This is a genomic window from Solwaraspora sp. WMMA2080 (genome assembly GCF_027497395.1).
In the GTDB taxonomy this organism is placed as follows: Bacteria; Actinomycetota; Actinomycetes; order Mycobacteriales; family Micromonosporaceae; genus Micromonospora_E.
The window spans coordinates 4,246,790-4,271,717 of record NZ_CP114910.1 but is presented as its reverse complement, the minus strand read 5'-3'; the positions used below and the strand labels follow the sequence as shown (position 1 = coordinate 4,271,717).

At 70.4% G+C, this 24,928-nt stretch carries 21 protein-coding genes; 13 read left to right on the top strand and 8 right to left on the bottom strand.

Annotation, left to right across the window (positions count from 1 at the left end; all coding sequences use genetic code 11):
* The first annotated feature begins 238 nt into the window (after nt 1-238).
* Nucleotides 239-1,672, top strand: coding sequence for an adenylosuccinate lyase (gene purB / locus O7543_RS19375; protein WP_281552544.1), 1,434 nt, complete (start codon nt 239-241; stop codon nt 1,670-1,672).
* Between the two features lie 32 nt (nt 1,673-1,704).
* Here the strand turns inward: purB and O7543_RS19370 are convergent, their stop codons facing one another.
* Complete coding sequence (locus O7543_RS19370) at nt 1,705-2,124, bottom strand: heavy metal-binding domain-containing protein (RefSeq protein ID WP_281552545.1); 420 nt, start codon at nt 2,122-2,124, stop codon at nt 1,705-1,707.
* A gap of 282 nt (nt 2,125-2,406) precedes the next feature.
* On the opposite strand from O7543_RS19370, the gene O7543_RS19365 reads away from it, so the two are divergent.
* Together O7543_RS19365 and O7543_RS19360 are read left to right on the top strand one after the other, a co-directional pair.
* On the top strand, nt 2,407-3,756 hold the full coding sequence (locus O7543_RS19365; protein WP_281552546.1) for an SWIM zinc finger family protein: 1,350 nt from the start codon (nt 2,407-2,409) through the stop codon (nt 3,754-3,756).
* Between the two features lie 13 nt (nt 3,757-3,769).
* Complete coding sequence (locus O7543_RS19360) at nt 3,770-6,496, top strand: hypothetical protein (protein ID WP_281552547.1); 2,727 nt, start codon at nt 3,770-3,772, stop codon at nt 6,494-6,496.
* A gap of 117 nt (nt 6,497-6,613) precedes the next feature.
* Here the strand turns inward: O7543_RS19360 and O7543_RS19355 are convergent, their stop codons facing one another.
* Entirely contained in the window at nt 6,614-7,288 is a 675-nt protein-coding gene (locus O7543_RS19355; protein ID WP_281552548.1) for a DUF1986 domain-containing protein, read from the bottom strand.
* Nucleotides 7,289-7,754: 466 nt separating this feature from the next.
* Here O7543_RS19355 and purS point away from each other — a divergent pair, with 466 nt between their 5' ends.
* The 3 genes from purS to purL are packed head-to-tail and all read left to right on the top strand — an operon-like array spanning nt 7,755 to nt 11,388.
* Nucleotides 7,755-8,018: a phosphoribosylformylglycinamidine synthase subunit PurS gene (purS, locus tag O7543_RS19350; RefSeq protein WP_281552549.1), complete on the top strand. Its 264-nt coding sequence runs from the start codon at nt 7,755-7,757 to the stop codon at nt 8,016-8,018.
* Complete coding sequence (gene purQ / locus O7543_RS19345) at nt 8,015-8,698, top strand: phosphoribosylformylglycinamidine synthase subunit PurQ (protein WP_281552550.1); 684 nt, start codon at nt 8,015-8,017, stop codon at nt 8,696-8,698. Before purS ends, purQ begins: the two co-directional genes overlap by 4 nt.
* Entirely contained in the window at nt 8,695-11,388 is a 2,694-nt protein-coding gene (gene purL / locus O7543_RS19340; protein ID WP_281552551.1) for a phosphoribosylformylglycinamidine synthase subunit PurL, read from the top strand. The genes purQ and purL overlap by 4 nt, the downstream gene beginning before the upstream one ends.
* An 87-nt stretch (nt 11,389-11,475) precedes the next feature.
* Here purL and O7543_RS19335 read toward each other — a convergent pair whose 3' ends face one another.
* Nucleotides 11,476-13,800, bottom strand: a complete 2,325-nt coding sequence (locus tag O7543_RS19335; protein WP_281552552.1) for a carboxypeptidase regulatory-like domain-containing protein — start codon at nt 13,798-13,800, stop codon at nt 11,476-11,478.
* Between the two features lie 196 nt (nt 13,801-13,996).
* On the opposite strand from O7543_RS19335, the gene O7543_RS19330 reads away from it, so the two are divergent.
* The 5 genes from O7543_RS19330 to amcA all read left to right on the top strand — a co-directional run bounded on the left by O7543_RS19330 (nt 13,997) and on the right by amcA (nt 18,884).
* Nucleotides 13,997-14,311, top strand: coding sequence for a sterol carrier family protein (locus O7543_RS19330; RefSeq protein ID WP_281552553.1), 315 nt, complete (start codon nt 13,997-13,999; stop codon nt 14,309-14,311).
* A 189-nt stretch (nt 14,312-14,500) separates the two neighbouring features.
* On the top strand, nt 14,501-16,087 hold the full coding sequence (gene purF, locus O7543_RS19325) for an amidophosphoribosyltransferase (RefSeq protein ID WP_233606602.1): 1,587 nt from the start codon (nt 14,501-14,503) through the stop codon (nt 16,085-16,087).
* Nucleotides 16,088-16,314: 227 nt separating this feature from the next.
* The gene (purM, locus tag O7543_RS19320) at nt 16,315-17,361 is read left to right on the top strand and encodes a phosphoribosylformylglycinamidine cyclo-ligase (RefSeq protein WP_348650141.1); all 1,047 of its coding nucleotides are present in this window, start codon (nt 16,315-16,317) and stop codon (nt 17,359-17,361) included.
* Between the two features lie 190 nt (nt 17,362-17,551).
* Nucleotides 17,552-18,658, top strand: a complete 1,107-nt coding sequence (amcB, locus tag O7543_RS19315; protein WP_281555782.1) for a cyclophane-forming radical SAM peptide maturase AmcB — start codon at nt 17,552-17,554, stop codon at nt 18,656-18,658.
* Complete coding sequence (gene amcA, locus O7543_RS19310) at nt 18,630-18,884, top strand: multiple cyclophane-containing RiPP AmcA (RefSeq protein ID WP_281552555.1); 255 nt, start codon at nt 18,630-18,632, stop codon at nt 18,882-18,884. The genes amcB and amcA overlap by 29 nt, the downstream gene beginning before the upstream one ends.
* Nucleotides 18,885-19,115: 231 nt before the next feature.
* Here amcA and O7543_RS19305 read toward each other — a convergent pair whose 3' ends face one another.
* Both O7543_RS19305 and O7543_RS19300 read right to left on the bottom strand, forming a co-directional pair.
* Complete coding sequence (locus tag O7543_RS19305; RefSeq protein WP_123606444.1) at nt 19,116-19,337, bottom strand: DUF3073 domain-containing protein; 222 nt, start codon at nt 19,335-19,337, stop codon at nt 19,116-19,118.
* Nucleotides 19,338-19,652: 315 nt separating this feature from the next.
* Complete coding sequence (locus O7543_RS19300) at nt 19,653-20,771, bottom strand: Glu/Leu/Phe/Val dehydrogenase dimerization domain-containing protein (protein WP_281552556.1); 1,119 nt, start codon at nt 20,769-20,771, stop codon at nt 19,653-19,655.
* 172 nt (nt 20,772-20,943) lie between these two features.
* Here O7543_RS19300 and O7543_RS19295 point away from each other — a divergent pair, with 172 nt between their 5' ends.
* Nucleotides 20,944-21,792 (top strand): hypothetical protein, encoded by an 849-nt coding sequence (locus O7543_RS19295; protein ID WP_281552557.1) that lies wholly within the window; start codon nt 20,944-20,946, stop codon nt 21,790-21,792.
* A 289-nt stretch (nt 21,793-22,081) separates the two neighbouring features.
* Nucleotides 22,082-22,291, top strand: a complete 210-nt coding sequence (locus O7543_RS19290) for a BldC family transcriptional regulator (RefSeq protein ID WP_007073996.1) — start codon at nt 22,082-22,084, stop codon at nt 22,289-22,291.
* 159 nt (nt 22,292-22,450) lie between these two features.
* Here the strand turns inward: O7543_RS19290 and O7543_RS19285 are convergent, their stop codons facing one another.
* From O7543_RS19285 to O7543_RS19275, 3 genes are all read right to left on the bottom strand, one after another.
* Complete coding sequence (locus O7543_RS19285) at nt 22,451-22,699, bottom strand: hypothetical protein (protein ID WP_278172509.1); 249 nt, start codon at nt 22,697-22,699, stop codon at nt 22,451-22,453.
* A 79-nt stretch (nt 22,700-22,778) separates the two neighbouring features.
* Nucleotides 22,779-23,348, bottom strand: coding sequence for a hypothetical protein (locus O7543_RS19280; protein ID WP_281552558.1), 570 nt, complete (start codon nt 23,346-23,348; stop codon nt 22,779-22,781).
* Between the two features lie 149 nt (nt 23,349-23,497).
* Complete coding sequence (locus O7543_RS19275; RefSeq protein WP_281552559.1) at nt 23,498-24,844, bottom strand: ABC transporter substrate-binding protein; 1,347 nt, start codon at nt 24,842-24,844, stop codon at nt 23,498-23,500.
* Nucleotides 24,845-24,928: the final 84 nt, after the last annotated feature.

Sequence of the window (24,928 nt, the reverse complement as noted above, 5' to 3'; positions counted from 1 at the left end):
TGGCGGGCAGGAGCAGGAGTGGTGTGGCCGGAAGAATTCGGCAACGACAGGCTGAACGAGAGAAAATGCGACCAGTTACGCAATTATCGCTAGATTGGCCAGATCGGTCAGATCGCGACCGACTGCCAGGGTGCTGGTGCAGCTACGGAGCACGAGGAACGCCGAGAGGGTCAGCGGTCCGCCGGTGCTCGCCGGCTGCCCGGCGGTGCCGGCAGGTCGGCGTGTCAGACTGCCGTACGTGACATCGCGTCCGCAGATTCCCAACGTGCTCGCCGCCCGGTACGCCTCCGTCGAGCTTGCCGCTCTCTGGTCCCCGCAGGAGAAGATCCGGCTGGAGCGCAAACTCTGGCTCGCCGTCCTGCGCGCCCAGCGCGACCTCGGCATCGCGGTGCCGGACGGGGTGATCGACGCGTACGAGCGGGTCGTCGACCAGGTCGACCTGGCCGCCATCGCCGAGCGCGAGCGGATCACCCGACACGATGTCAAGGCCCGGATCGAGGAGTTCAGCGCGCTCGCCGGCCACGAGCACATCCACAAGGGGATGACTTCCCGGGACCTGACCGAAAACGTCGAACAGCTGCAGATCCGGGCATCGCTGGAGCTGATCCGCGACCGGGTCGTCAGCACCCTGGCCAGGCTGGCCCGGCTCGCCGTCGAGCACACCGAGCTGGTCCTCGCCGGCCGCTCGCACAACGTCGCCGCCCAGGCCACCACGCTGGGCAAGCGGTTCGCGTCGGCGGCCGAGGAGCTGCTCATCGCGTACGAACGGTTGACCGACCTGATCGACCGCTACCCGCTGCGCGGCGTCAAGGGGCCGGTCGGCACCGCCGCCGACCAGCTGGACCTCTTCGACGGTGACGCCGCCAAGGTCGCCGAGCTGGAGCGCCGGGTCGCCGGTCACCTCGGCTTCCGGCGGGTGCTGGACAGCGTCGGCCAGGTCTACCCCCGATCCCTCGACCTGGACGTGCTCTCCGCCCTGGCCCAGGTCGCCGCCGCCCCGTCCTCGCTGGCCACCACCATCCGGCTGATGGTCGGCCACGAGCTGGTCACCGAGGGCTTTCGGCCCGGGCAGGTCGGCTCCAGCGCCATGCCGCACAAGATGAACACCCGCTCCAGCGAGCGGGTGAACGGGCTGGCCGTGGTGATCCGGGGCTACCTGTCGATGGTGGGCGAGCTCGCTGGCGACCAGTGGAACGAGGGCGACGTCTCGTGCTCGGTGGTACGTCGGGTGGCGCTGCCGGACGCGTTCTTCGCCGCCGACGGGCTGTTCCAGACCTTCCTCACCGTGCTTGACGAGTTCGGCGCGTACCCGGCGGTGGTCGCCCGGGAACTCGACCGCTATCTGCCCTTCCTGGCCACCACCCGGATTCTCGTCGCGGCGGTGCGTGGCGGCGTCGGCCGGGAGACAGCGCACGAGGTGATCAAGGAGCACGCGGTCGCGGTGGCGCTGGCCATGCGGGAGCAGGGTGCCGCCGACAACGACCTGTTCGACCGGCTCGCCGCCGACGGGCGGCTCGGGTTGAGCCGGGACGAGATCGCCCTGGTGGTCGCCGACCGGGCTGGCTTCGTCGGCGCCGCGCCGTCGCAGGTGCGGGCGGTGGCGGACCGGGTGGCCGCGGTGGTCGCCGACCACCCGGTGGCCGCCGCCTACCAACCGGCCCCGATCCTGTAGAGCTAGCTGCTGCCGGCCCCGATTCGGTGGACCTATCTGCCGCCGGAGCCGGCCGAGCCGCTGGTGTCGTTGCCGGCGCTGGCGTCGGAGTGACTCGCGTCGACCTTGAACTGCTTCGAGTCGTCGCCGGCGTCGGGCCGGAGCTGCAGCACCACGGCGGCCGTCCCGTACGCGCAGAGCTCCATGTGGGTGCTGCCCACCTGCCGGGTGTCGAACCGCATTCCGATGACGGCGTTCGCGCCCTTCTTCTTGGCGGCATCGCCCAGCTTGCCGATGATCTCGGTCCGGTACTTGGTGAGGCTGGCCGGTCCGCCCGGGTCGGACTTGCCGCCCCGCAGCGCCTTGACGCCTTCCTTGAAGGGGTTGATCGAGCGGACCACGGAGGTGACCACCTCACCCAGCACGATCCGGATCTCGTATCCCGGTAGATCGTTCGTCGTCACGATCAGCACGGAACCGATGCTATGAGTGATGGTGTGCCCTGCTCGCGGGCATTGGTGGGGCCTGCGCCATCCGTCAAACGGCACAGCGCGGCCACTTGGTACCTCAGCGGAGCCCGCGCCAGCTAACGGTCAGCGGACACCCGCTGGGCAGGCACTAGTCAACTGCCGGGAATAGAGGATCCACGGCCGCGGAGCGACGGCCCTCCTCGCCAACGAAACGGCAGTTCATCCGTTTCTTGGCTGGTTGGGGCTACTGGGCGGTTCTTGGGCACTCCTGCCAGGATTGCCGCCGTGTCCGACTACGACTACGCGTACCGCGGGCTCTCCCGCCTCCAGGGAGATGCAGGCCGGCTGACCATGCTGCTGGAGACATCCGGCGGGGTGACCCCCGAGGGCCCGGTGACGCATCCGCAGCTGTTCACAGGTTTCCTTACCGCCCCCGTCGCTGCCGCGACCGCGTTCCTCGTCGTCGCCGACGTGGCGGCGACGCGTTACTACCGGCCACAGCTCGCCGCCTCGCTGGACCCGGTGGTCACGGCCAACGGCGACCGGCTGCGGATCGAGTCCTTCTCCGGATGCTGCGGGGTCTACGCCCGCCTCGACATCCTCGACGACGGCCTGGACGGCGAGGTGATCCGGCACGGCACCACCAACGTCGACGTCAACTCGGATTTCCGCCGAGCGCTCAACCGGGTCGGTGCTGCCACGCCGCTGCACCTGCTCGTCGGGGCGGACGAGGTTGCCGTCACGACGCTCGACGGGCGGTACGTGGAGAAGCAGGTACCCCTGCCGTCGCGGTGGGTGCGCGGCTTCGCCGAGGCGCAGGTGCTGGCCACCGGGCTGAGCCTGCGGGCGGAGGTGTCGCCGGCGGACGCGGAGGCGGTCCTGCGGGCAGCGCCACGCCCTACCACCCGGTCAGTCATCGGCACCACGCACTGGGTGAGCGTGACCGGCCGCGGCCTGCGCCCGGCCACCCGCCCCGGACCGGGCACGATCGGCCTGCCCGGCGTCGAGCGGCTGACCACGCTGTGGCCGGTCCTGCCGTACGCGGACGCCGTCCGGATCTACGCCCCAGCCGACGGGACCCTCGGGCCCGTCGCGTGGGAGGCACGGCTGCCGGGGATGCGGCTGACCTTGATGCTCTCGCCGGCGGCGGCACGGGGCTTCTCCGGCGAGGGCGGGGTGCTCGACGATCTGGCCACTTCGACGGCGACCGAGGACGCCGCCCTGGTGTCCGCGCTGCTGGCCTGGGACCCGACGATCGATGTCGACCAGCTGGCCCGGATGGCGGACCTGCCGTCACACCGGGTCCGGGCAGCCCTGACCACCCTGGGCACGGCAGGTCAGGTCGGCTATGACCTCGCCGAGCAGTCGCACTTCCACCGCGACCTGCCGTACCGGCCGCAGCAGGTCGAAAGGTTCAATCCGCGGCTGCGGGCAGCGCGCAAGCTGGTCGCAGCCGGTGCCGTCACGATCGCCGACGGGTTGGCGACCGTCGGTACGGGCAAGGAGATCCACACCGTACGGTTCGGTGCCGCCGGCTGGGTGAGCTGCACCTGCCTCTGGTGGGCGAAGTACCAGGGCGGACGAGGGCCGTGCAAGCACGTGCTCGCCGCCCGTATCACCACGAACTCGATGTGAGGCTACAGTGGACATGATGGACCGGATCGTCGCTGGTGACGTGGCCGGGGTGGGCCGGGCGATGAGCAAGCTAACCCCGGCACGGCGCGCCGGACACGCCGAGACGCTCGCCGAGTTCCGGACGGCACTGCTGTGTGGCAAGTGGAAGAAGTTGCCTCAGCCGGAGCGGTTCGGGCGCCTCGCCGCCGAATTCGCCGCGCAACCCGACCCCGGCACAGCCGGAAAATGGCTCACCCGGATGGAGAACCACTACTGCCAGAAGGCTGACATCAGTTGGGAGGACGACAAGAACAAGACCGCTGGGCCGCACCGGTGGGTGGTCGAGGTGGTCGACCACTGGACGGCCGAGCAGCAGGCCGAGCTGGTCGCCGCGATCGACAGTGCAAGGAAACTCTTCCCGCTTGCCGACTACCTGATCCGGCGCACCGGCTGCCCCCCGCCGACCTCCCGCTCGTTCCTCCTCAACTGGCTCTCAGCCCGGTGGTACGGCGGGGACCCGGATCTGGTCCCCAACCCGCCCGGCATGACGTTCGGAGAGCGGGTGCGAAACGACCCGCTCGCCCCGATCCTGTTGCCTATCGCCCGAACGAACCCAGACAAATACATGTCGGACTCTGCACAGGCCGAACTGATCGAGGCTGGCCTGATCAGCGGCGACCACGTCGTCGACCTCGTCTTCCGCCGAGTGGACTGGGGCCATCTCTGCTCGCCGCGAGGGGACAAGGCGCTGGTGCGGTTGATCGCTGATGATCCGCGGTGGCGTGCCCTGGCGGCGGAGTACTGGTCGACGAGGCTGCAGGGGTGGCTGGAGCGGGTCCGGCAGACGAGCGAACGCAGGGAGCTGCGGAGCTGCCTCGAGATGATCAACGACCTACCCCCCGCCTTGGCGCAACATGCGGCCGTCGGCCGTGACTATCTCATGTTGTTGGACCTGTGGGTGCCGGTGGCCGAGTACGCCCGGGTCCGCCTCGCCGAGCTTGACGAGGCCGGCCTGATCGAGCCGGAGCTGGTCACCGAAACGACCCGACGACTCCTTCGTCGAGCGGACAAGAAGCTCATCCGGGCGCACCTGACGTGGCTCGACCGGACAGCGCGACGAGACCCGGCACGAGCCGGCCAGCTGGTGCGATCGGCAGCTCTGGCGTTCGGACATCCGGACATCGCCGTGCAGGAGCAGGCGCTCAAGATGATCGCCCGGCATCTGGATGCTGCCTCGGCGGCGGAGCAGGTTGGTGCCGACGAACCCATCAGGGCTGTCCTGCAGGCGGCGGCGGACCGGCTGACACCTGCACTGTCGGCGCAGGCCGCTGACCTGTTCGGACCGGTGGCGCGGCGCGACGAGCCGTACGTCGAGACGCTGCCGCTGGTCCGCGCGCCCGCCGCGGTGCCGGAACCGCTCGGCACGCCCGCCGAGGTCGCCGAGCAGGTGGCCGCTGTGCTGGCCGGCAGCCAGGACATCGTGCTGTTCGAGCAGGCGCTCGACGGACTCGTCCGTCATTCGGTGCACGACCGGGCCGGACTCGCCGCGGCGCTGGTTCCCGTCGTGCGGCGGGTACCGGGACGGCCCAGTGACTGCACACCCGTACACCTGTGGGTCGTCGTCCAGGCGGTGACCGGAGCGGTGCCGGACGACGACTGGCTCGTTGCGCGCTGCTGCTGTTGCCGCGGCGAGTTCTCGCCCCCAGGTCAGCTGCTCGCCACACGTATTCGGGAGGCCGCCGTGGCGGTACGCGCCGGCGACCTTCCGTACCTGCTGGCGGTCCCGACCGACGCCACCGGAGCCCTCGACGCGGCGGTACTCGTGGAGCGCCTGACGGGGTATGCCGAGCGTGGCATCGCCGCGCGATCGGCCGATCTTGGTCAGGCCCTGCTGCGGGTCATTCCCACCACCGATGAGCGGATCATCGATGCGGCCGACAGGCTGCCGGGCGACGCCGGTCGCCAGCTGTCCAGCTGGCTACGGGCCGGCGGCTACCCGCATCAGCCGTCGACACCGGACGACTGGGACAAAATCGGTGCCTTCGACATCGTGCACAAGTTGATCGACCTGCCCGGGGCCGTGACCGATCTACAACTGCCGGCCGACGCCGAGCGGCTCTTCCGTACCGGCACGAGGTGGGATCGGCAGTGCCGCAACCAGTTGGCGGCCTGGGTGGCCACGTTGCCGCACCACCGGGACAGGGTGGCGAACTGCTACTACGACTACAGCGCTCGTGAGCCCTACACGGAGCGGGACAGGCGGGCCTGGATGCGTCTGCTTCCGCAATTGGCCGAGTCGGGCGGCCCGGCCGATTTCGCCCTGCATCTCAGACTCGCGCTGGCCATGGACGCCGACCGTCCTCGGGAACGCGCGGCGGCGATCGACGCGACCCTGGTCCTGGCTGCCCGTGGTGACCTCAACGGCGAACTGCTCGGCCGGCAGATCGTGAAGCTTGGTCCCGAGGGGTATTCGTTTGTGACCCTCAGCCGGGCAATCGAGACTCTGGGGGAGATGGCCGCTACCGGTGCGTACGCCACGGTGTGGTCGGTGTGTCGAGGCGCGCTCCCCGGCCTGCTCGAAGGCGAACCGGTGGCGCGGGGGGTAGGGAAGTTGCTGACCCTTGCGGTGGAGTGCGTGCTGCGGTGCGGGGCGAGCGGCGAGATTCCGCAGGTGACCACCGTGGCGGCGCGTCGTGGGTCGAGCGAGCTGGTCAAGAGCGCCCGAGCGCTGGTGGCGGCGCTCGCCGGCACCCGTCGGTAGCGACCGGATGCCGCACAGCCGGTGAGAGCAGGGCGGCGCGGACTCCGTGATCAGTCCACGGGGTCCGCGCCGTCGCGCGCCAGAACCAGTCGGTCCCAGACCAGGTTCAGCTCGGGGTCAGACGCCGGTCACCGACCGGATCCAGGACCGGTTGTACGCGACACTGCCATAGTTCTGGATGTTGACGCCGTTGGCGGTCGACGCCACCCCGACCTGCTGGCCGTTGTAGAACTGCGGGCCGCCGGAGTCGCCCCGCCAGGCGTTGCCGTTGATCCGGGTGCTGCGGATCGCCCGGCCGCCGTACGCGTCGCTGACGCTGGTGCTGGTCACCTGGACCGAGGCGGTCTTCAGCTGGGTCGACGCGCCGCAGCCGCTGTAGCAGGTCATGCCCCAGCCGTAGATGCTGTTGGTCGAGCCGACCGGCGGGTAGCTGCTGGACAGCGTCACATAGCTGGTGCTGACCGGGCTGGAGAAGTAGAGCAGCGCCAGGTCGTAGCGGCCGTACGCGGAGCTGATCGTACGGGTGACGCCGCCGGAGGAGCGGTAGACGCTGCCGATCCGGACCGACATGGAGCCGCTGACACAGTGCCGCGCGGTGAGCACCCAGTTGGCGGCGATGATCGTGCCGGAACAGGTGAACGAGCCGTTGCTGAAGACCGCGGCGGCCCACGGGGCAGACGACACCGTCCCGCCGCCGATGATCTCTTCCGGTGCGGCCGTCGCCGCGGTCGGCGTGGCCAGCAGGCCGATCAGGGTGGTGGCTACTGCTGCCGCAGCCAGGCGAACACGCATGGGTGGGCTCCTTCCGAGGGGGCGACCCGGGGTACGGGTGGTGAGCCACGCCGCCGGACCTGTTATCCGGCGGCAGAGTGTTACAGCGTCCGTCCGACGGTCGTCATCGGGCGTTTGACGAATGACGTTAAGCCCTACGGCGGTCATCTACAAGAATCAAATCGAAGTCATACGATGCGTTGATGCCCCGCAGTGGCGTCCCGCGCTCTCGATCCCGCGCTGCGTCCGGTGGCGGTCGCCAACGGGGGTGCGGCAGGCCGTTCGTGGGCGTTCGGTCTGCCCAGTGAGCCGGTCCGTCGGCGGTGGCCGATGTCGTCGTTATCGGTTCGTGGCTGATTTGTGGCCCGATCACCGATTCGGCTCTTCGACCGCCGGTGCGTCGCACCCGGTGCCACCAGGTAGGCTGAGCGGTGCGCGGCCCGTTCGAGGCCGGCACCCCCAACGCGTACACGGTCAGGAGTGCCACGTGGCTCGCGTCGTCGTCGACGTCATGCTCAAGCCGGAAATTCTCGATCCCCAGGGCCAGGCTGTCGCGAACGCGCTGCCGAGACTCGGTGTCAGCGACGTCTCGGCGGTGCGGATCGGCCGACGGATCGAGATCGAGTTCGCCGGCGAGCCCGACCTGGATCGGGCCCGTGAGATCGCGGACAAGTTGCTGGCCAACCCGGTCATCGAGGACTACCAGGTCCGGGTGGCCGAGCAGCCTGAGACAGCCGGTGATCCATCATGAGTGCCCGGATCGGGGTGGTCACCTTCCCGGGCTCGCTCGACGACGGCGACGCCGCCCGCGCGGTGCGGCTCGCCGGTGGGGAGCCGGTCCGACTGTGGCACGGCGACGCCGATCTGCGCGGCGTCGAGGCGGTGGTGCTACCCGGTGGCTTCTCGTACGGCGACTATCTGCGCTGCGGAGCCATCGCCCGGTTCGCCCCGGTCATGCAGTCGATCGTCGCTGCTGCCGGTGACGGCCTACCGGTGCTCGGCATCTGCAACGGCTTCCAGATCCTCTGCGAGGCCCACCTGCTGCCCGGCGCGCTCACCCGCAACCAGCACCTGCACTTCCGCAACCGGGACCAGATGCTCCGCGTCGAGACCGCCGGGACCGCGTTCACCAACGCGTTCTCTCCGAAGCAGGAGATCCTCGTCCCGCTCAAGAGCGGCGAAGGCTGCTACGTGGCCGACGAACAGACCCTTGACGAGTTGGAGTCGACCGGCCGGGTGGTGGCCCGCTACGTCGGCGGCAACCCCAACGGTTCGCTGCGGGACATCGCTGGCATCACCAACCCCACCGGCAACGTCGTCGGGCTGATGCCCCACCCGGAACACGCCGTCGAGGACCTGACCGGTCCGTCCCGGGACGGGCTGGGCTTCTTCACCTCCATCCTCAAGCACCTCGCGGGAGTGCCGGCATGACCACCCAGTCGGAGGCGGCGGCCGCCGCCGGCCCGGCAGAGACCGACCTCGGCGTACCGGTCGACCGGTACGCCGGTGGCCCGGACACCGTCGAACGCGCCACCGACACCCCTGGTGAGCTGCAGCCGTACACCGAGCTGGGGCTGCGTGACGACGAGTACGAGCGGATCCAACAGATCCTCGGCCGCCGGCCGACCCAGTCCGAGCTCGCCATGTACTCGATCATGTGGAGCGAACACTGCTCCTACAAGTCGAGCAAGGTGCATCTGCGGCAGTTCAGCGAGAAGGCTCCGGCCAGTGACCTGATGCTCGCCGGCATCGGGGAGAACGCCGGCGTCATCCGGGTCTCCGACACCCTCGCCGTCACCTTCAAGGTCGAGTCGCACAACCACCCCAGCTTCGTCGAGCCGTACCAGGGGGCGGCCACCGGCGTCGGCGGCATCGTCCGCGACATCCTCGCCATGGGCGCCCGCCCGGTCGCCGTGATGGACCCGCTGCGGTTCGGCGCCGCCGACCACCCCGACACGGCCCGGGTGCTGCCCGGCGTCGTCGCCGGGGTCGGCGGCTACGGCAACTGCCTGGGCCTGCCCAACATCGGCGGCGAGGTCGTGTTCGACCCCTGCTACCAGGGAAACCCGCTGGTCAACGCGCTCTGCCTCGGCGTACTGCCGGTCGACCGGCTGCAGAACAAGGCCGCCGCCGGAGCCGGCAACGTCGTGGTGCTGATGGGTGCCAAGACCGGCCGGGACGGCATCGGCGGGGTGTCGGTGCTGGCCAGCGCCACCTTCGACGACGCCAGCCAGCAGCGTCGCCCGTCGGTACAGGTCGGCGACCCGTTCATGGAGAAGCTGCTGATCGAGTCGTGCCTGGAGCTGTACGACGCCGGGCTGGTCGTCGGCATCCAGGACCTCGGCGGCGCCGGTTTGACCTGCGCGCTCACCGAGACCGCCGCCGCTGCCGGCACTGGCATGCGGGTCTGGCTGGAGCGGGTCCCGCTGCGTGAGCCGTCGATGGAGCCGCACGAGATCCTGGCCAGCGAGTCGCAGGAACGGATGCTGCTGATCGTCGAGCCGGCGCAGCTCGACGCGGTGCTCGCCACCGCCGAGAAGTGGGGCGTGCTGGCCACCGCGATCGGTGAGGTCACCCCGACCGAGCCGGACGGTCGGCCCGGACGGCTGGTGATCACCTGGCGTGACCACGTGGTGGTCGACGTTCCACCGGGGTCGCTGGCCGACGACGGCCCGGTCTACGCCCGGCCGATGCGCGAGCCGGCGGACCTGATCCTGCTGCAGGCCGACCGGGCGGAGACGCTGCCCCGCCCCGGCTCCCCGGACGAGCTGCGGGAAACCCTGCTGCGGATGATCGCCTCGCCGAACCTGTGCGACCGCAGCTGGGTGACCGAGCAGTACGACCGGTACGTGCTGGGCAACACCGTGCTGGCCCAGCCCGAGGACGCCGGGGTCATCCGGATCGACGAGCAGAGCGGGCTCGGCGTCGCCCTGTCGGTCGACGGCAACGGACGGTACGCCCGGCTTGACCCGTACCAGGGGGCGAAGCTCGCGCTTGCCGAGTCGTACCGCAATGTGGCGGTGACCGGTGCCCGCCCGGTGGCGGTCACGAACTGCCTCAACTTCGGCTCCCCCGAGGACCCGAGCGTGATGTGGCAGTTCGCCGAGGCGGTTCGCGGCCTCGCCGACGGCTGCGCCGAGCTAGGTATCCCGGTGACCGGCGGCAATGTCAGCTTCTACAACCAGACCGGTGCCGCCGCGATCCACCCCACCCCGGTGGTCGGTGTGCTCGGGGTGCTCGACGACGTGGCGCAGCGCGTCCCGATGGGCTTCGTGCCGCCGTCACACAGCGACGGTGACCTGATCATGCTGCTCGGCGAGACCGAGCTGGAACTCTCCGGATCGGAATGGGCCTGGGTCACCCACCGGCACCTCGGCGGTACGCCGCCCAAGGTCGACCTGGACCGGGAGCGGGTGCTGGCCACCGTGATCGCTGAGGCGGCCCGGGTGGGGCACATCACCTCGGCCCACGACCTCTCCGACGGAGGGCTCGCCCAGGCACTGGTCGAGGCGTGCCTGCGCCGGTCGATCGGGGCGCGGATCGCGTTGCCGCCGGAGTTCAGTGACGGCTCTATGCCGTTCGTGTTCCTGTTCAGCGAGTCGGCGGGGCGGGCCATGGTGGCCGTGCCGCGCGGGCACGAGAAGGCGTTCACCGCGCTCTGCGTGGAGCACGGACTGCCCTGGACCATGATCGGGGTGACCGATCCGGCGGCCCGCCTGTTGGAGGTCCGCGATCAGTTCAGCGTCGGTCTGGACGAGCTGCGTGGCGCGCACACCGGCACCCTGCCGGCGCTGTTCAGCGCGGTAGGGCCGCGCAACGTGCCGGCGGACCCGCAGGATCCGGACGCAGTCGGGATCCTGGCCAGTGACGCGGTTGCGGTCGACGCCCCGGCCGGTACGCCGGAGCACATCCCGGCGACCGTGGACGTCGACCCGGACAGCGACGAGGCTGACGCGGTGAGCGAGCCTGCTGCGGTGACCGAGCGGGAAACGGAAGCAGTCACCGACAGCGACACGGTGGCCGACGACGATGCGGCCGACGACGAGGCGGCCGACGGCGACGCGGCTCAGCCGGTGGACCGCCCCGATCCGTCCGCCAGCAAGCCGAAGAACCAGAGCTGACCGGGCGGACGACAAGCTGACCGAGCGATGATGGGCCGGACCCCGCTAGGGTCCGGCCCATCTCATTGATGTCGCGTCGATCGGCCGTCAGTCGTCGAGCCAGTCGAGGGAACGTCGCTCACCCCGGTTGCCTGCCTGCGGCGTGGCACCATGCCGCGGCTGGTCCCCGGGCGGCTGCTCACCGCCGTACGGCTGCTGGTCGTAGGGCTGCTGTCCGTACGGCATCTGCTGGTCGTAGCCACCCCGTTGGTCCGGGACGCGGCGGTCGTCGTAGCCGCCGCCCTGGTCGTAGCCGCCACCGGTTGGGGCACCGTACCCGCCTGGTTCCCGGCCGGACTCGTAGCCCGCCGACCCGTAGCCCTGGTCGGAGCCGTAGCCGCTGCCCCGGTCGCCACCGTAGCCACCGGCCGGGTAGCCCGCGTCCGGGTAGCCACCGGCCTGGGGCTGACTTTCCCCGTAGCTTCCGCCGTAGCCGGCACTTGTGCCGTAACCACCGCCCTCCGGCCCGTAACCGGGGCTGCCGCCCCGGTAGCCGGGCTGCGGCGGCTCCGGACCACGCGGTGGTGGCGGCACGTCGCCGCGCCCCTGATCCGGGCCGGGGTAACCGGCGGATTCGTACGGTGGGCCGGACTGCCCGTAGCCGCCCGGCTCGTAGCGCCCGGTCGGCTCGTCGTAACGATCGGCGCCGTACCCGCCGGCGGGGGAGTCCGCTCCGTAGCTGCCGCCGGAGTAGCCCGCGCCGCCGGCGTCGCCGAAGCTCCGGCTACTGCGGTAGCCGCCGGCCTCGTCGGCTGGCGGCCGACCGGCCGGCTCGCCGTACTGACCGGGTGCCGGCGGGGTGCCGTAGGTGCCGGGTGCCCCGGACGACGGGGCGTTGCCGCCGTACGGGCCGCCGGACGACGGGGCACCGCCGTACGGGCCGCCGGACGAGGGCGGGACGCCGTAGGTGCCGGGTGCCCCGGACGACGGGGCGTTGCCGCCGTACTGACTGCCGCCGTAGGTGCCGCCGGAGCGGGCAGCACCGCCCGGTCCGCCGTAGCCGGATCCACTACCCGGCTGGTCGGCGCCGGGAACCGCGCCGTAAACGCTGGTAGCACCGGCGGGGTCGGAGCCGTAGCCGGGCTGGGTCGGTGGTCCACCCCAACCGGGGCGCTGGTCCGCGCCGTACCGTGGTTCGGGCCCGCCCGGCGGGGTCGGACCGGGCGGCGGCGGAGCACCGTACGGGTCGGGAAACTCGTCCTTGATCGGTGGCATCTGGTGCAGCATCGTCGGCGCGTCCGACAACGACGGCCGGGTCACCATGGTGGCGTCGGAGACCGGGCCGGGCGGCATCGGCGGCATCGCCACCCGGGTCGCGTCGTCGGCACCGTGGTAGACGCCTCGACTTCCCGGCGCGGCGGCCCGACCGCCAGCTGGGTCGTCGTCGGCCGGCTCCGGGTCGTCGTCGACGTCGCCGTCCTTGCGCCGCACCAACAGCAGCACGATGGCCCCGACACCGAGCGCGACCAGCAGGCCGCCCATGATGATCAGCAGCCAGGAGCCCATCCCCCCGCCGCTGCTCTCGTTCGCCAGGTTCTCGGTGTCGACCGGTGGGGCGTCGGTGGCCGCGCCGCTCGGCGTCGCCTCGGCGGTCGCCGACGGGGTCGCCTCCGGGGTGGCCGACGGGGTCGGCTCCACGTTCGACTTCAGGGTGATCCGGTCGACGGTGATCGACTGCCCGGCGGCGGCGGTGACGACCTTCACATCGCTGTCGTCGTACTCGTCGGCGGTCGCCGCGATCCGGATGTCGCCGGGGACGATGGGTCGGTCGTTGCTGGAGGTGAACCGGTAGTTGCCGTTGCCGTTGGTGGTGGTGTCGTAGCTGTTGCTCTGCGAGTCGCTCATCACGACCACGGCGCCTTCGATCGGTACACCGGTGGAGACGTCGGTGACCTTGCCGGCGACCTCCTTGACCCGGGGCGCCTCCTGCGGCCCGCGGACCGAGACGTCGCGCTGGACCCGGCCGTTCTCTCCGTCGACCACGGCGACGATCTCCACCCGGCCGGTGCGGTTCTGGTTGGTCCCGACGTTGCCGGCGATCAGCTCGACCGTGTAGGTCTTGCTCGCGCCCCGGTCGATCGTGTCGGTGAAGTCGCACTGACCTTCGCACCGCAGCTCGTTGATGTTCGTGGCGACCCGGATGTTGAAGGACGTCCCGCCCTCCACCTCTTCGTCGGCCGGGTTGTTGTTGCGGACCTCGAATTCGAGGGTGGCGCGGCCGCCGGAGGTGAGGTTGGCGTTGGAGAGGCTGCGGATGGTGACTGTGGGTGCCTCGGCGGCCGCTGGCGCGGCGGGCAGGCCGACTAGTGCGACGGCAGCCAGCGCTGCGACAACACCGGCCCGCGAAAGCCAGGCTCGTAGGTGTGTTGTCACGTCCACCGCCTTCCGGTTTGATCCTTCCCCCGCACCAGGATTCGGGCAGGGGTCACCCGTGACGAGTACACCGTCGGCAACTATGCCTTGCCGGGACGGATGTGCGCGACCCAGGGGCGGGAGCAACTGGTACCGGAGCTAGTCGTATCGTCCCGATGTGTCCTCTCCGTACAGTAAGTCCACTACGGTCGCCGCCGTGCGGGACGCCCTTGCGTCCGGTGCCGTCCCTGCCCGTGTGCAGCTGCGCGACGCGGTCCGCTTGCTGTTGGCGGCGCTGGCCGAGCGAGCGCCGGGCCGATCGGTGGAGGTCCGTGTCCCACCTTACGGTGCAATTCAGTGTGTAGCCGGGCCGCGACACACCCGCGGCACGCCCGCGAACGTGGTGGAGATCGACCCGGTGACCTGGGTGCTCCTGGCGAGCGGCGACCTCGACTGGGCCTCGGCCATGGCGAACGGACAAATCTCCGCGAGTGGTCCGAGGGCCGATATATCGCCGTACCTGCCGCTGTGAGGCAGGCCGGCGATCTGGCGGCCGGCTGCGACGGTCACCCGGCAGGTGTGGGGCCAAATGGAGCACTCTGGGCCAACCGGAACCTCGCGTACACTGTTCGGCGACGGTATTCCGGTGACACCCCGCGCTGAGGCGTGCAGGCCACGTGCAGGCCAGGCGTCAGTGCGGACCAGTACGAGGGAGCGGCAGGTGCCTCGAGGCGACGGCCGGTTGAGTCACGATCTTGATCCCCAACGACCCGGTCCGCAGGATGCATGTGGCGTGTTCGGTGTGTGGGCACCGGGGGAAGAGGTCGCGAAGCTCAGCTACTTCGGTCTCTACGCCCTGCAGCACCGGGGCCAGGAAGCCGCTGGGATCGCGGTGAGTGACGGCTCCGGCGTGGTGGTCTACAAGGATCTCGGCCTGGTGGCCCAGGTCTTCGACGAGCCGACCCTGGCCAGCCTGCGCGGCCACCTCGCCATCGGGCATGCGCGCTACTCCACCACCGGTGGCTCGACGTGGGAGAATGCCCAGCCGACGATCAAGGCGACCAGCGCCGGCACGACGATCGCCCTGGCGCACAACGGCAACCTGGTCAACACCGCGGAGCTCGCCCGCGAGGTGGTCGACCGAGGGCTGTCCGGCGACGGCTCGACCTCGGACACCGCCCTGGTCACCAGCCTGCTGGCCAGCCGCCCGGACCTGTCGGTCGAGGCCGCGGCGCTGGAGGTGCTGCCGACCCTGCGGGGCGCGTTCAGCTTCGTCTTCATGGACGAAACCACGCTGTACGCGGCGCGTGACCCGCACGGCGTCCGGCCCCTGGTGCTCGGCCGGCTGGAGCGGGGCTGGGTGGTCGCCAGTGAGACCGCCGCGCTGGACATCGTCGGCGCCACCGTGGTCCGCGAGGTGGAGCCAGGCGAGCTGATCGCCATCGACGAACACGGGCTCCGGTCGGCCCGGTTCGCCCCGCCGGAGCCGAAGGGCTGCCTGTTCGAGTACGTGTACATCGCCCGCCCGGACACCACCATCGCCGGGCGCAACGTGCACGCCGCCCGGGTGCAGATCGGCCGCCGCCTGGCCCGGGAGCACCCGGTCGAGGCGGACCTGGTGATCCCGGTGCCGGAGTCGGGCACGCCGGCCGCGATCGGCTACGCCGAGCAGTCCGGCATCACCTACGGCGCCGGCCTGATGAAGAACTCGTACGTCGGCCGTACGTTCATCCAGCCCTCCCAGACGCTGCGCCAGCTCGGCATCCGGTTGAAACTCAACCCGCTGCGCGAGAACGTCCGCGGCAAGCGCCTGGTGGTGGTCGACGATTCGATCGTGCGGGGCAACACCCAGCGGGCGATTGTGCGGATGCTGCGCGAGGCGGGTGCCCTGGAGGTGCACGTACGCATCTCGTCGCCGCCGGTGAGCTGGCCGTGCTTCTACGGCATCGACTTCGCCACCCGGGCTGAGCTGCTGGCCAACGGGCTGGACACTGAGGGTATACGCCGGTCCATCGGTGCGGATACTCTCGGTTATGTATCGCTTGCCGGTCTGATAGCGGCAACCGAGCAGCCGAAGACACGATTGTGTCGGGCATGTTTCGATGGGGAGTACCCGATCGAGTTGCCAGCTGGCAATCTGATCGGCAAGCACGTGCTCGAAGGTGTGGACCGCCGGGTCGCTGGCGGGGTCGGCCATCCGGGGGACATCACCGAGCAGGACTATCAGGCCGGCGGCGACCGGACCGGCCCGGGCGCTCAACGGTTCGCTGTCAGCACTGGCGGCCCCGAGGCCCTGCACCGCCCGTAGCACCGGCCGGACCGGCCTCGGCCGTCCGACCGGCAGCCCGAGTCGAGCGATCCTCGACAGCTACCCGACGCGGCTTCGCCGCGAGAAGCACAAAGGGGAGAACCGTGACGCACGTGACTGAGCGCGGCAGCGCGGACGTCGGCCCGCCCGCCGACGACTCCGGCGCCCGGACGGTCAACCGCCAGCCGTGGACGGCCAGCGCCGGCCGGTCCGGCCGCAAACGCACGGTGACGTACGCGGACGCCGGCGTCTCCATCCACGCCGGTGAGCGCGCCGTCGAGCTGCTCAAGTCGAAGGTGCACAAGACGACCCGGCCCGAGGTGATGGGCGACATCGGCGGCTTCGCCGGGCTCTTCCGGCTCGACGTGCAGAAGTACCGGCACCCGATCCTGGCCTCGTCGACGGACGGGGTGGGCACCAAGCTGGTCATCGCCCAACAGATGAACATCCACGACACGGTCGGCATCGACCTGGTCGCGATGGTGGTCGACGACCTGGTCGCCTGTGGGGCGGAGCCGCTGTTCCTGCTCGACTACATCGCCTGCGGCGAGGTCGTGCCGGACAAGGTCGCCGAGATCGGCGCCGGCATCTCCGACGGCTGCCGGTACGCCGGTTGCGCACTGCTCGGCGGCGAGACCGCCGAACACCCCGGGGTGCTGCGGCCGGACGAGTACGACGTCTCCGCGACCGGCGTCGGCGTGGTCGAGGAGAGCGAGATCCTCGGCCGGGACCGCGTCGAGGTGGGCGACGTGGTGATCGCGATGCGCTCCTCGGGCCTGCACTCCAACGGCTACTCGCTGGTCCGCCACGTGCTGCTCGGTGCCGGTCGGATGCGGCTGGACACGGTGGTCGACGACTTCGGCCGGCAGCGGACCCTGGGTGAGGAGCTGCTCACCCCGACCAAGATCTACGCCCGGGACTGCCTGAAGCTGATCGAGGAGTGCGAGGTCCGGGCCCTGGCCCACGTGACCGGCGGTGGCATCCCCGGAAACCTGGTGCGGATCCTCCCTGAGCACGTCGACGCGCTGGTCAACCGCGCCACCTGGAGGCCGCAGCCGATCTTCGATCTGGTGCAGGCGAAGGGGCGGATCGAGGACAACGAGATGGAGTCGACGTTCAACATGGGCGTCGGCATGTTCGCCATCGTCTCAGCCCAGGACGCCGACCGGGCGCTCGCCTGCCTGACCGGCAGCGGCATCGAGGCCTGGCAGGCCGGCGACATCATCGAGGGCAGCGGCACCGTACAGATGGTCGGCCACCACACCCGGGGCTGACGGCGGGCCGCTGCCGCGTCATCCGGGCGGGCCGTCGCCGCCGCGTCCCGGCGGGCCGTACCGCCGATTCACCTCGGCAGACCCCGACACCTAGCCTGAAACGGCATCCGTCACAGGCAGGAGGATGGGGATGAGCAGGGCCGAAACCCGGCAGGACCCGGCCGGTGGGGAGCGGCCGGCCCCCACCGGCATGCGCGGCGTGGCGACCGTCCCGAGCTACGTCGTCATGCAGCCCACCACGCTGTGCAACCTGGACTGCAGCTACTGCTACCTGCCGTTGCGGGCGGCCAACCGGCGGATGCCGGTCGCCGTGGCCGAGGCTGTCGCCCGGCCGGTGAACGTCTGGGCGGCGCAGCGGGGACGCCGGTTCTCGGTGGTCTGGCACGGTGGTGAGCCGCTGGCCGCCGGGCCGGACCATCTGGCGGCGCTGATCCGCCCGTTCAGCGCCGACGTGGAGCACCACGTGCAGACCAACGCGACCTTGATCGACGACCCCTGGTGTGAGTTCTTCCGCGAGTACCGGGTGAGGGTCAGCGTCAGCGTCGACGGTCCGCGGGCGCGTAACGACAGCCGGCACACCCGGGGTGGTCGGCCCGCTTACGACCAGATCCGGAGCGGTGTCGAAGCGCTACGCCGGCATGGGATCGAATTCTCGGCGCTCTGCGTGGTCAGCGACCCGAGCCCTGGCCTGGCCACCGAGCTGTACCGCTTCTTCCTCGGCCTCGGCTGCGACGTGCTGGGCATCAACATCGAGGAGACGGAGGGCGTGAACGTCCGGCCGAACCGCTGGCCGGACCGGGCCGTCGCCGGCTTCTGGGCGGAACTGGTCGGAGCCTGGCGGCGGGCACCGCGGATCCATCTGCGCGAGGTGGAATGGTCACTGCGGTACGCGGCGGCCGTGCTCGACGGCACGGCCGACGAGGTGCTGCCCCGCCAGCTCGACCCGATCCCCACCATCGGGTACGACGGGTCGGTGGTGCTGCTCTCGCCGGAGCTGGCCGGCTTTTCCGACCCCCGGTACGGGGACTTCACCAGCGGAAACGTGCTGACCAGTGGGCTGGCCGAGATCCTCGCCACGCCGGAACGGACACCCTGGGTCACCGAGTTCGTGGCGGGCGTCGAGGCATGCCGGACCACCTGTCCGTACTTCCGGTTCTGCGGAGGTGGTCACGCTGCCAACCGTTACTTCGAACACGGGCGTTTTGATGGTACGGAGACCAACCACTGCCGTAACAGCAAGATCCATCTACTGGAGGGAGTGTTGGCCCATGCCAGAGACCAGCCGGCAGCGGCCTGAACCGGTCGGTGCAGCCCCGGGCGCCACCGTCGCCGAAGCAGGTGGCGACGATCAGGTGGCGGACCGGGTGTACGCCGTCCGGGACGGTCTGGCACTGCTGCTCGCCGAAGCGGATCAGGCCCGGCGGCGGCGCGCCGAGGCGGACGGTGCCGACGGCGCGGTCTGCGCCTGGAACCACTTCGAGAACATTCCGACCTTCTACAACTGGAACAACCGCCCCCGTTGACCGCTTCAACCGGTTTCGTCGACCGCCCTGACCGGCCCCCGTACGCGGACATGGCGGACGCACCAGCCGCCCCGCGTGCCGATGGACATCCGGTGGTGCCTACCCCGTCTTGGGGTACGCACCACCGGATGGTGGCATTCCGACACACGTACGGCGACCAGCCGGGCCGGAGTCCTCGTCGACACGAATCAGCACGCGGACACTGACCGCGTGCTCTGATCAGTCGGACCCTCAGCGGGACGAAGAGGGTGTCCAGTTACCCCGGTCGTCGTCGGCTGGGTCGTCCTCGTCATCGTCGTCGAGGTACGGATCGTACTCGTCGTCGAAATCACGGTCCGACTTGCCGCTGCCGGCGAGCTCTCGCTGCAAGGCGGCGAGGTCGGTGTTCGGGGAGTGGTATTTCAGCTCCCTGGCCACCTTTGTCTGCTTGGCCTTAGCACGGCCGCGCCCCATGGCTCGACCCCCTCGCACAGAATTCGGGGCAGCCCGAAGGCGGGCCCCGATGACGTCAGGCATCTCTCGTGGCTCTTACGGTACATGGGCGAACCCAGGTTCGGCACCTCGGGTTGCATCGGGTCGCTCCCGCGCGTCATCGGCGGCCGACGTCGTCACGGGCAGCAGCGGGGTCCGTCACGGGCAGCTGGGAGGTAAGGAGCCCGATCCCCGCCGCTCGTGACCCGTACGGGTGATTCTCCACACGCGCGGTGACGGCCACCCGACCGGACCGGCGGGTCTGCTCCCAGGACGGCGCTGCTCAGGGGTGGCGGCTCACCGGAGATGGATCGCGCGCAGCCGACCAACCTCGGCCATCCGGCGTTCAGCGAGCCGGTCGGCCGCCACCGCCGGCGGCACGCCCTCCCGGTCGGCGCTGCGCAGGATCTCCCGAGTGGTCTGGTAGATGCGCGTCGCCCGCGCCTTGGCCCGGTCGAAGTCGAACCCGTACCGGCCGTTGGCCGACGGTGTCGTGGCCCCGGTCACCTCGTCGGCCACCTGGATCACCCCGCCGGCGTTGACGACGTAGTCCGGGGCGTAGAGGATGCCTCGCTCGGCGAGCAGCTTCTCGACGCCGGGGTGGGCCAACTGGTTGTTGGCAGCCCCGGCGACGATTGCGGCCCGCAGCGCCGGCACAGTGTCGTCGTCGAGCGCCCCGCCGAGCGCGCAGGGCGCGTAGACGTCGATCTCCTGGCGGATCAGCACGTCGGTGTCGTCCACCAGGTCCACCTGCGGGTGGGTGCGCCGGGCCCAGTCCAGGGCCTGTTCGCTGACGTCGGTGGCCATCACCGCGGCACCGTCGTCGAGTAGATGCCCGGTCAACTGCCGGCCCACCTTGCCGAGCCCGGCGATGCCGACCCGCCGGCCGGCGAGACTGGCCGAACCCCACCGGTGCTCGGCGGCGGCGCGCATGCCCTGGAACACCCCCCAGGCGGTGAGCTCGGAGGAGTCACCGGCCCCGCCCTGCGCACGGCTGCGCCCGGTGGCGAACCGGGTCTCCCGGGCCACGACGTCCATGTCCGGCACGAAGGTGCCGACGTCGCAGGCGGTGTAGTAGCGCCCGCCGAGCGATTCGACGAACCGGCCGTACGCGCGCAGCAGTGCCTCGGTCTTGAGCTGCTCCGGATCGCCCCAGATGACCGCTTTGCCACCACCCAGGTCGAGTCCGGCCATCGCGTTCTTGTAGGCCATCCCCCGGGACAGGTCCAGCACGTCGTGCAGGGCGTCGGCTTCGGAGGCGTACGGGTAGAAACGGGTGCCGCCGAGCGCCGGCCCGAGCGCGGTCGAGTAGATGGCGATGATCGCTCGCAGCCCGGTCGGCTGGTCCTGGCAGAAGACGACCTGTTCGTGCCCGGTGGCGGTGCCGGGGCCGGCAGTGGTGGTGAAGACGCCCATGTCTGCTCCTGAGACGGTGTCGGCACCCTCGTGAGGTGCGTCCGGTGCGCCGGGCCGGTGAGCCCTGCTGGCTTGAGCCTAGTATCGGCCGCAGCGCGACGGACCAGCCCGCTGCGGGGGTGTTTGCCCCCGGCGGGGGCGGTGTCGTGCGGTTTCGTGGGAGGATCGCGCCGTGCCGTCCCTCTTCGCTTCCTTCGCCTCATACCTGCGGGTGTACGAGCCGCTGGCCGCGTTCGACCGCGAGCGACAGGTCTACTGGCGCCGATACGTGCGGGAGGGTCGCGCGGTCGGCCCGCTGGAAGGGCCGGGCCGGCAGCGGACGGCGGTGATTGAGGCGCTCGGCGCGGGCTGGACCCGGCTGCCCGACCTGCCGGACGAGGCGTACGTGCTGGAGTCGGACGACACGCTGCTGGTCTGCCCGTGGAATCTGCGGGTGCGGGTGGCGGAGGCAGCGTTGAGCGCGCGCGACGGTGTCCCGTCGGTGCTGGCCGACGCGTTCGTCCCGCCGGTACTGGCCGGTCAGGCCAGGGCGGTGATCGACGACTGGCGCAGCGGTGCCCGGGTGCTGGAGCACGGGGTACCGCGGGTGCACGAGCAGGCCGCCACCTGGGGGGTGCCGTTGCGGTGGTTCGTCTTCGTGGACCTGGCCGAGCGTGACCTGATCGTCGCCGGGGCGCGCCGGGCGCTGCGCTACCGGACCGAGATCTCCAAGGCCCGTCGTCGGGCGTCGCGCGGACTGTCGGTGTTGCGCAAGTCGGTGGGGGATGCGCCGATCACCGAGGCGGTGGAGGAGAGTGCCCGCTGGCTCGAGGAGTTCCATCCGCGGTCGGTGGTGGAGCTTGACTACGGTGGGTTGGTGCGTCTGCTGCCGGACGAGACGCTGGAGGCCGACGATTCGCCGGGTCTGGTGAGCGCCGGGTTGGCGGCGCTCGGTCGGGGCGATGCCGAGGCGGCCGGCGAGGCGTACGAGAAGCTGGTTGCCCGGTGGCGTGCCGTTCAGCTACTGGAGCGCTGCAACTAGTAGTCGCCAAAAGGGGCGAATCAGATTCAATCACCGGGTACTAGGCGCAGATTTTTCCGCGAATCCTGAATAAGTTTCGTAATCACCCGTTCACGACCGGTGATCAAGAGTCCGATTATGGTATGTTCTGTCATAAGAAAAGGATAAAAATCGGTCATTGCTCATCCGTCCATCCAAGGACGTTCGGCCGTTCGGCCCATGTCGGACATCGGGGACTAGCCGGACCATGGGAGACGCGTCGGCCGGCGGGACCCCGGCCGATGTCTATAGCACTGTGGAGGAGTGACTGATGGCATCGCGTACGCACGAACCAGAGCCGTTGCTCACGCCGGCCGAGGTGGCGTCGATGTTCCGAGTCGACCCGAAAACCGTCACCCGGTGGGCGAAGGCCGGCAAGCTCAGCGCCATACGGACGTTGGGCGGCCACCGCCGATACCGGGAGTCGGAAGTACGTGCCCTGCTGCAGGGGCAGATTCCCCAGCAGCGGCAGGGTGATTGACTGGCCTCTCCAAGTGGCTGACATCGGCTACGCCAAGGGGCGGTGACCCCGGCTCGTCCGGGGTCACCGCCCCTTGTTTCACGAACGTCGACGTGCACAACGTCGACAGCGGCCCGGCGGAGATCCGCCGGGCCGCTGTCGTCACGACGCGTACCGCACTCAGCTCGCCGGCGGGTGTCCGCCGTCGCCGTCGACCACCTCGTCCGGGGTGCCGTCCTCGTCCAGATCGACCATGGTGATGTCGACCTTGCCGTCCCCGTCGGTGTCGAACTGGTACATGTCGGCCTTGCCGTCGCCGTCGGTGTCGACCACCCAGACGTCGGTCTGTCCGTCGTTGTTGGTGTCGGCCTTGAGTAGATCGACGCGATCATCACCGCGCGTCTCCACCGACTCCTGTGCCTCGGTCATCCCAGGTCCCTCCATCACTCAGTCACAACAGCTGCGGATGTCGACAGTAGGGTGCCATCCGGCCGGTCGCGACCCGGCCTCACCTCGCCGCGTAGGGGTTGACCGTCGGGTGCAGGTAGGTCACCGTCTCCGGCACGCCGTCCTGGTCGGCGTCGCGCAGCGTCTGGTCCGCCCGGCCGTCGAAGTCAGTGTCCTGGACCCAGGTGTCCGTCCGGCCGTCGTGATCGGTGTCGGCCGCCACCTGGTCGATCAGACCGTCCCCGTCGGTGTCGGTGGCGACGGCGTCGATCCAGCCGTCGCCGTTGGTGTCCGTGCCGACCTCGTCGACCCGCCCGTCGCCGTCGAAGTCGCGCAGCATGCTCTCCAACCGACCGTCCCCGTCTCCGTCGACGTACGCGAGCTCCGCCAGCCCGTCGCCGTCGCTGTCGTGCAGGACCACGTCGGCGAGGCCGTCCCCGTCCCGGTCGACCAGCACGTCGGTGGAGCCGTCAAGATTGTGCTGGACTATCGTGTACGACCCGCTGCTGTAAGGACCGTCGCCGTACGGCTCGTAGCCGGCATCGTCGTGGCCCGGGTCGCCGCTCGGGCCCAGTCCCTGTTCCGCTTCGACCGCCCCGTCACCGAGGGCCGGATCGACCCACTCACTCATCCTGCCGCCTCTTCCGCAGATCGTCCTGGCTGCTGACAAAGGAACCGTACGCAGCGGCAACCTGCCTGTGATCCCGAGAAAGTGCCAGCTGGGCGGACCGGCCGGCGGGGGCCTGGCGACCGCCGGCCTGATCTGCTACCGGGCGGGTCCTACTCGGCGATCGGCAGCCCGGCCGCAGCCAGCGACTTGATCACCTCGGCCGACTCGGCGAAACCGATGATCAGGACCGCGTCCGCGCCGAACGCCTTGATCTCCTGGGCTTCGCTGTCGAAGTTCACCGGCGGCGCGTCCGCCCCGGCCGGCGGCTCGTAGCTGAGCAGCTTGAGCCGGTCCGGTCCGACCCCGGCCCGGTCCAGCTCCGCCCGGACGTTCTCCTGCAGGCCCTCACCGTACGAGTCCTTGCGGGCCACCAGCGCGATCCGCTGCGACCCGTCCCGCAGGATCACGTCGGCGAGCGCCCGCCCCTGCAGCAGGTCCGACGGCGCGGTACGAAAGTACAGCCCCTGGTCGTCGACCTCGCTCAGCCCGGCGTCGGTGTTGCTGGGCGAGAACAGGATCAGCCCGGCGGCTGCCACGTCCGGTAGCACCTCGCGAGAGACGCCGGACGCACCGGCGCCGATGATGACGTGTACCCCTTCGTCGACGTGCCCGGCAACTGTCCGGCGGGCCACATCCGGGTTGGTCCCGTCGTCGCCGTCGAACCACTCGACCGGCTCACCGAGCACCCCGCCGGACTCGTTGATCTCCCGGACCGCGAGCGCCGCGCCGGCCGCCAACGGCGGGTACGCCAACGCCAGGTCGCCGGTGCGCGGCAGCAGGCCGCCCAGCTTCAGCGGTGCCTCGGCGCGGGTGGCGAAGGTCTCCGGCTCGGCCGGTGGCGGCGCGGCCGTTGTGGTCGTCGACTCGTCACCGGCGCCGACGAACTCGGTCTTGCCGTCGTTGATCTGGCCGTCGCCGTCGAAGTGCAGGGTGGCGTAGCTGGCGGTGGACGGCTCACCGACGTCGGTGAAGCCACCCCGTTTCAGGGAGACCCCCCGGTAGGCGATGTCCGTCCCGTCCCGGGCCAGCTCCAGGCACACTGCGACGACGTCGCACTGCTCACCGCCGGTGGTCACCCCGTTGATCTGGGCGGCGATGTCGGTCGGGTCGGTGCTGCCGGCCAACTGGGTGGCGAGCGCGCTGATCACCACCGCGTCGTACGCCTCGCCGGCGTACAGGAAGTCGGTGAGTTGCCGGTCGACCGTGCGCAGCCTGCTGATGAAGTCGTCCGACAGCGGGGTGAGCGGGCTGGTGCCCTTCATCCCGGACAGCAGCGCGGTCTGTCCTTCGAAGCCATCACGGAAAGAGTTGCTCATGTTGCCGTCGGTGCCGTACAGCCGCACCGAGTTGACCTGGGACTCCTCGGTGGCCGCCGGTTCGGCGCAGCCCGCCGCGCCGACCAGCAGGATTGCGCAGAACGCCAGGGCGGCGGTGCGGGAGCCGCGTGACACGAGCATGGGGACGTCCTCCATCGGCCGAAGGTCCGCAGGGCACCTTAGCGCCTCCTCGGCTGGAACGCGATGTCGGCCGTCCTGCCGGTG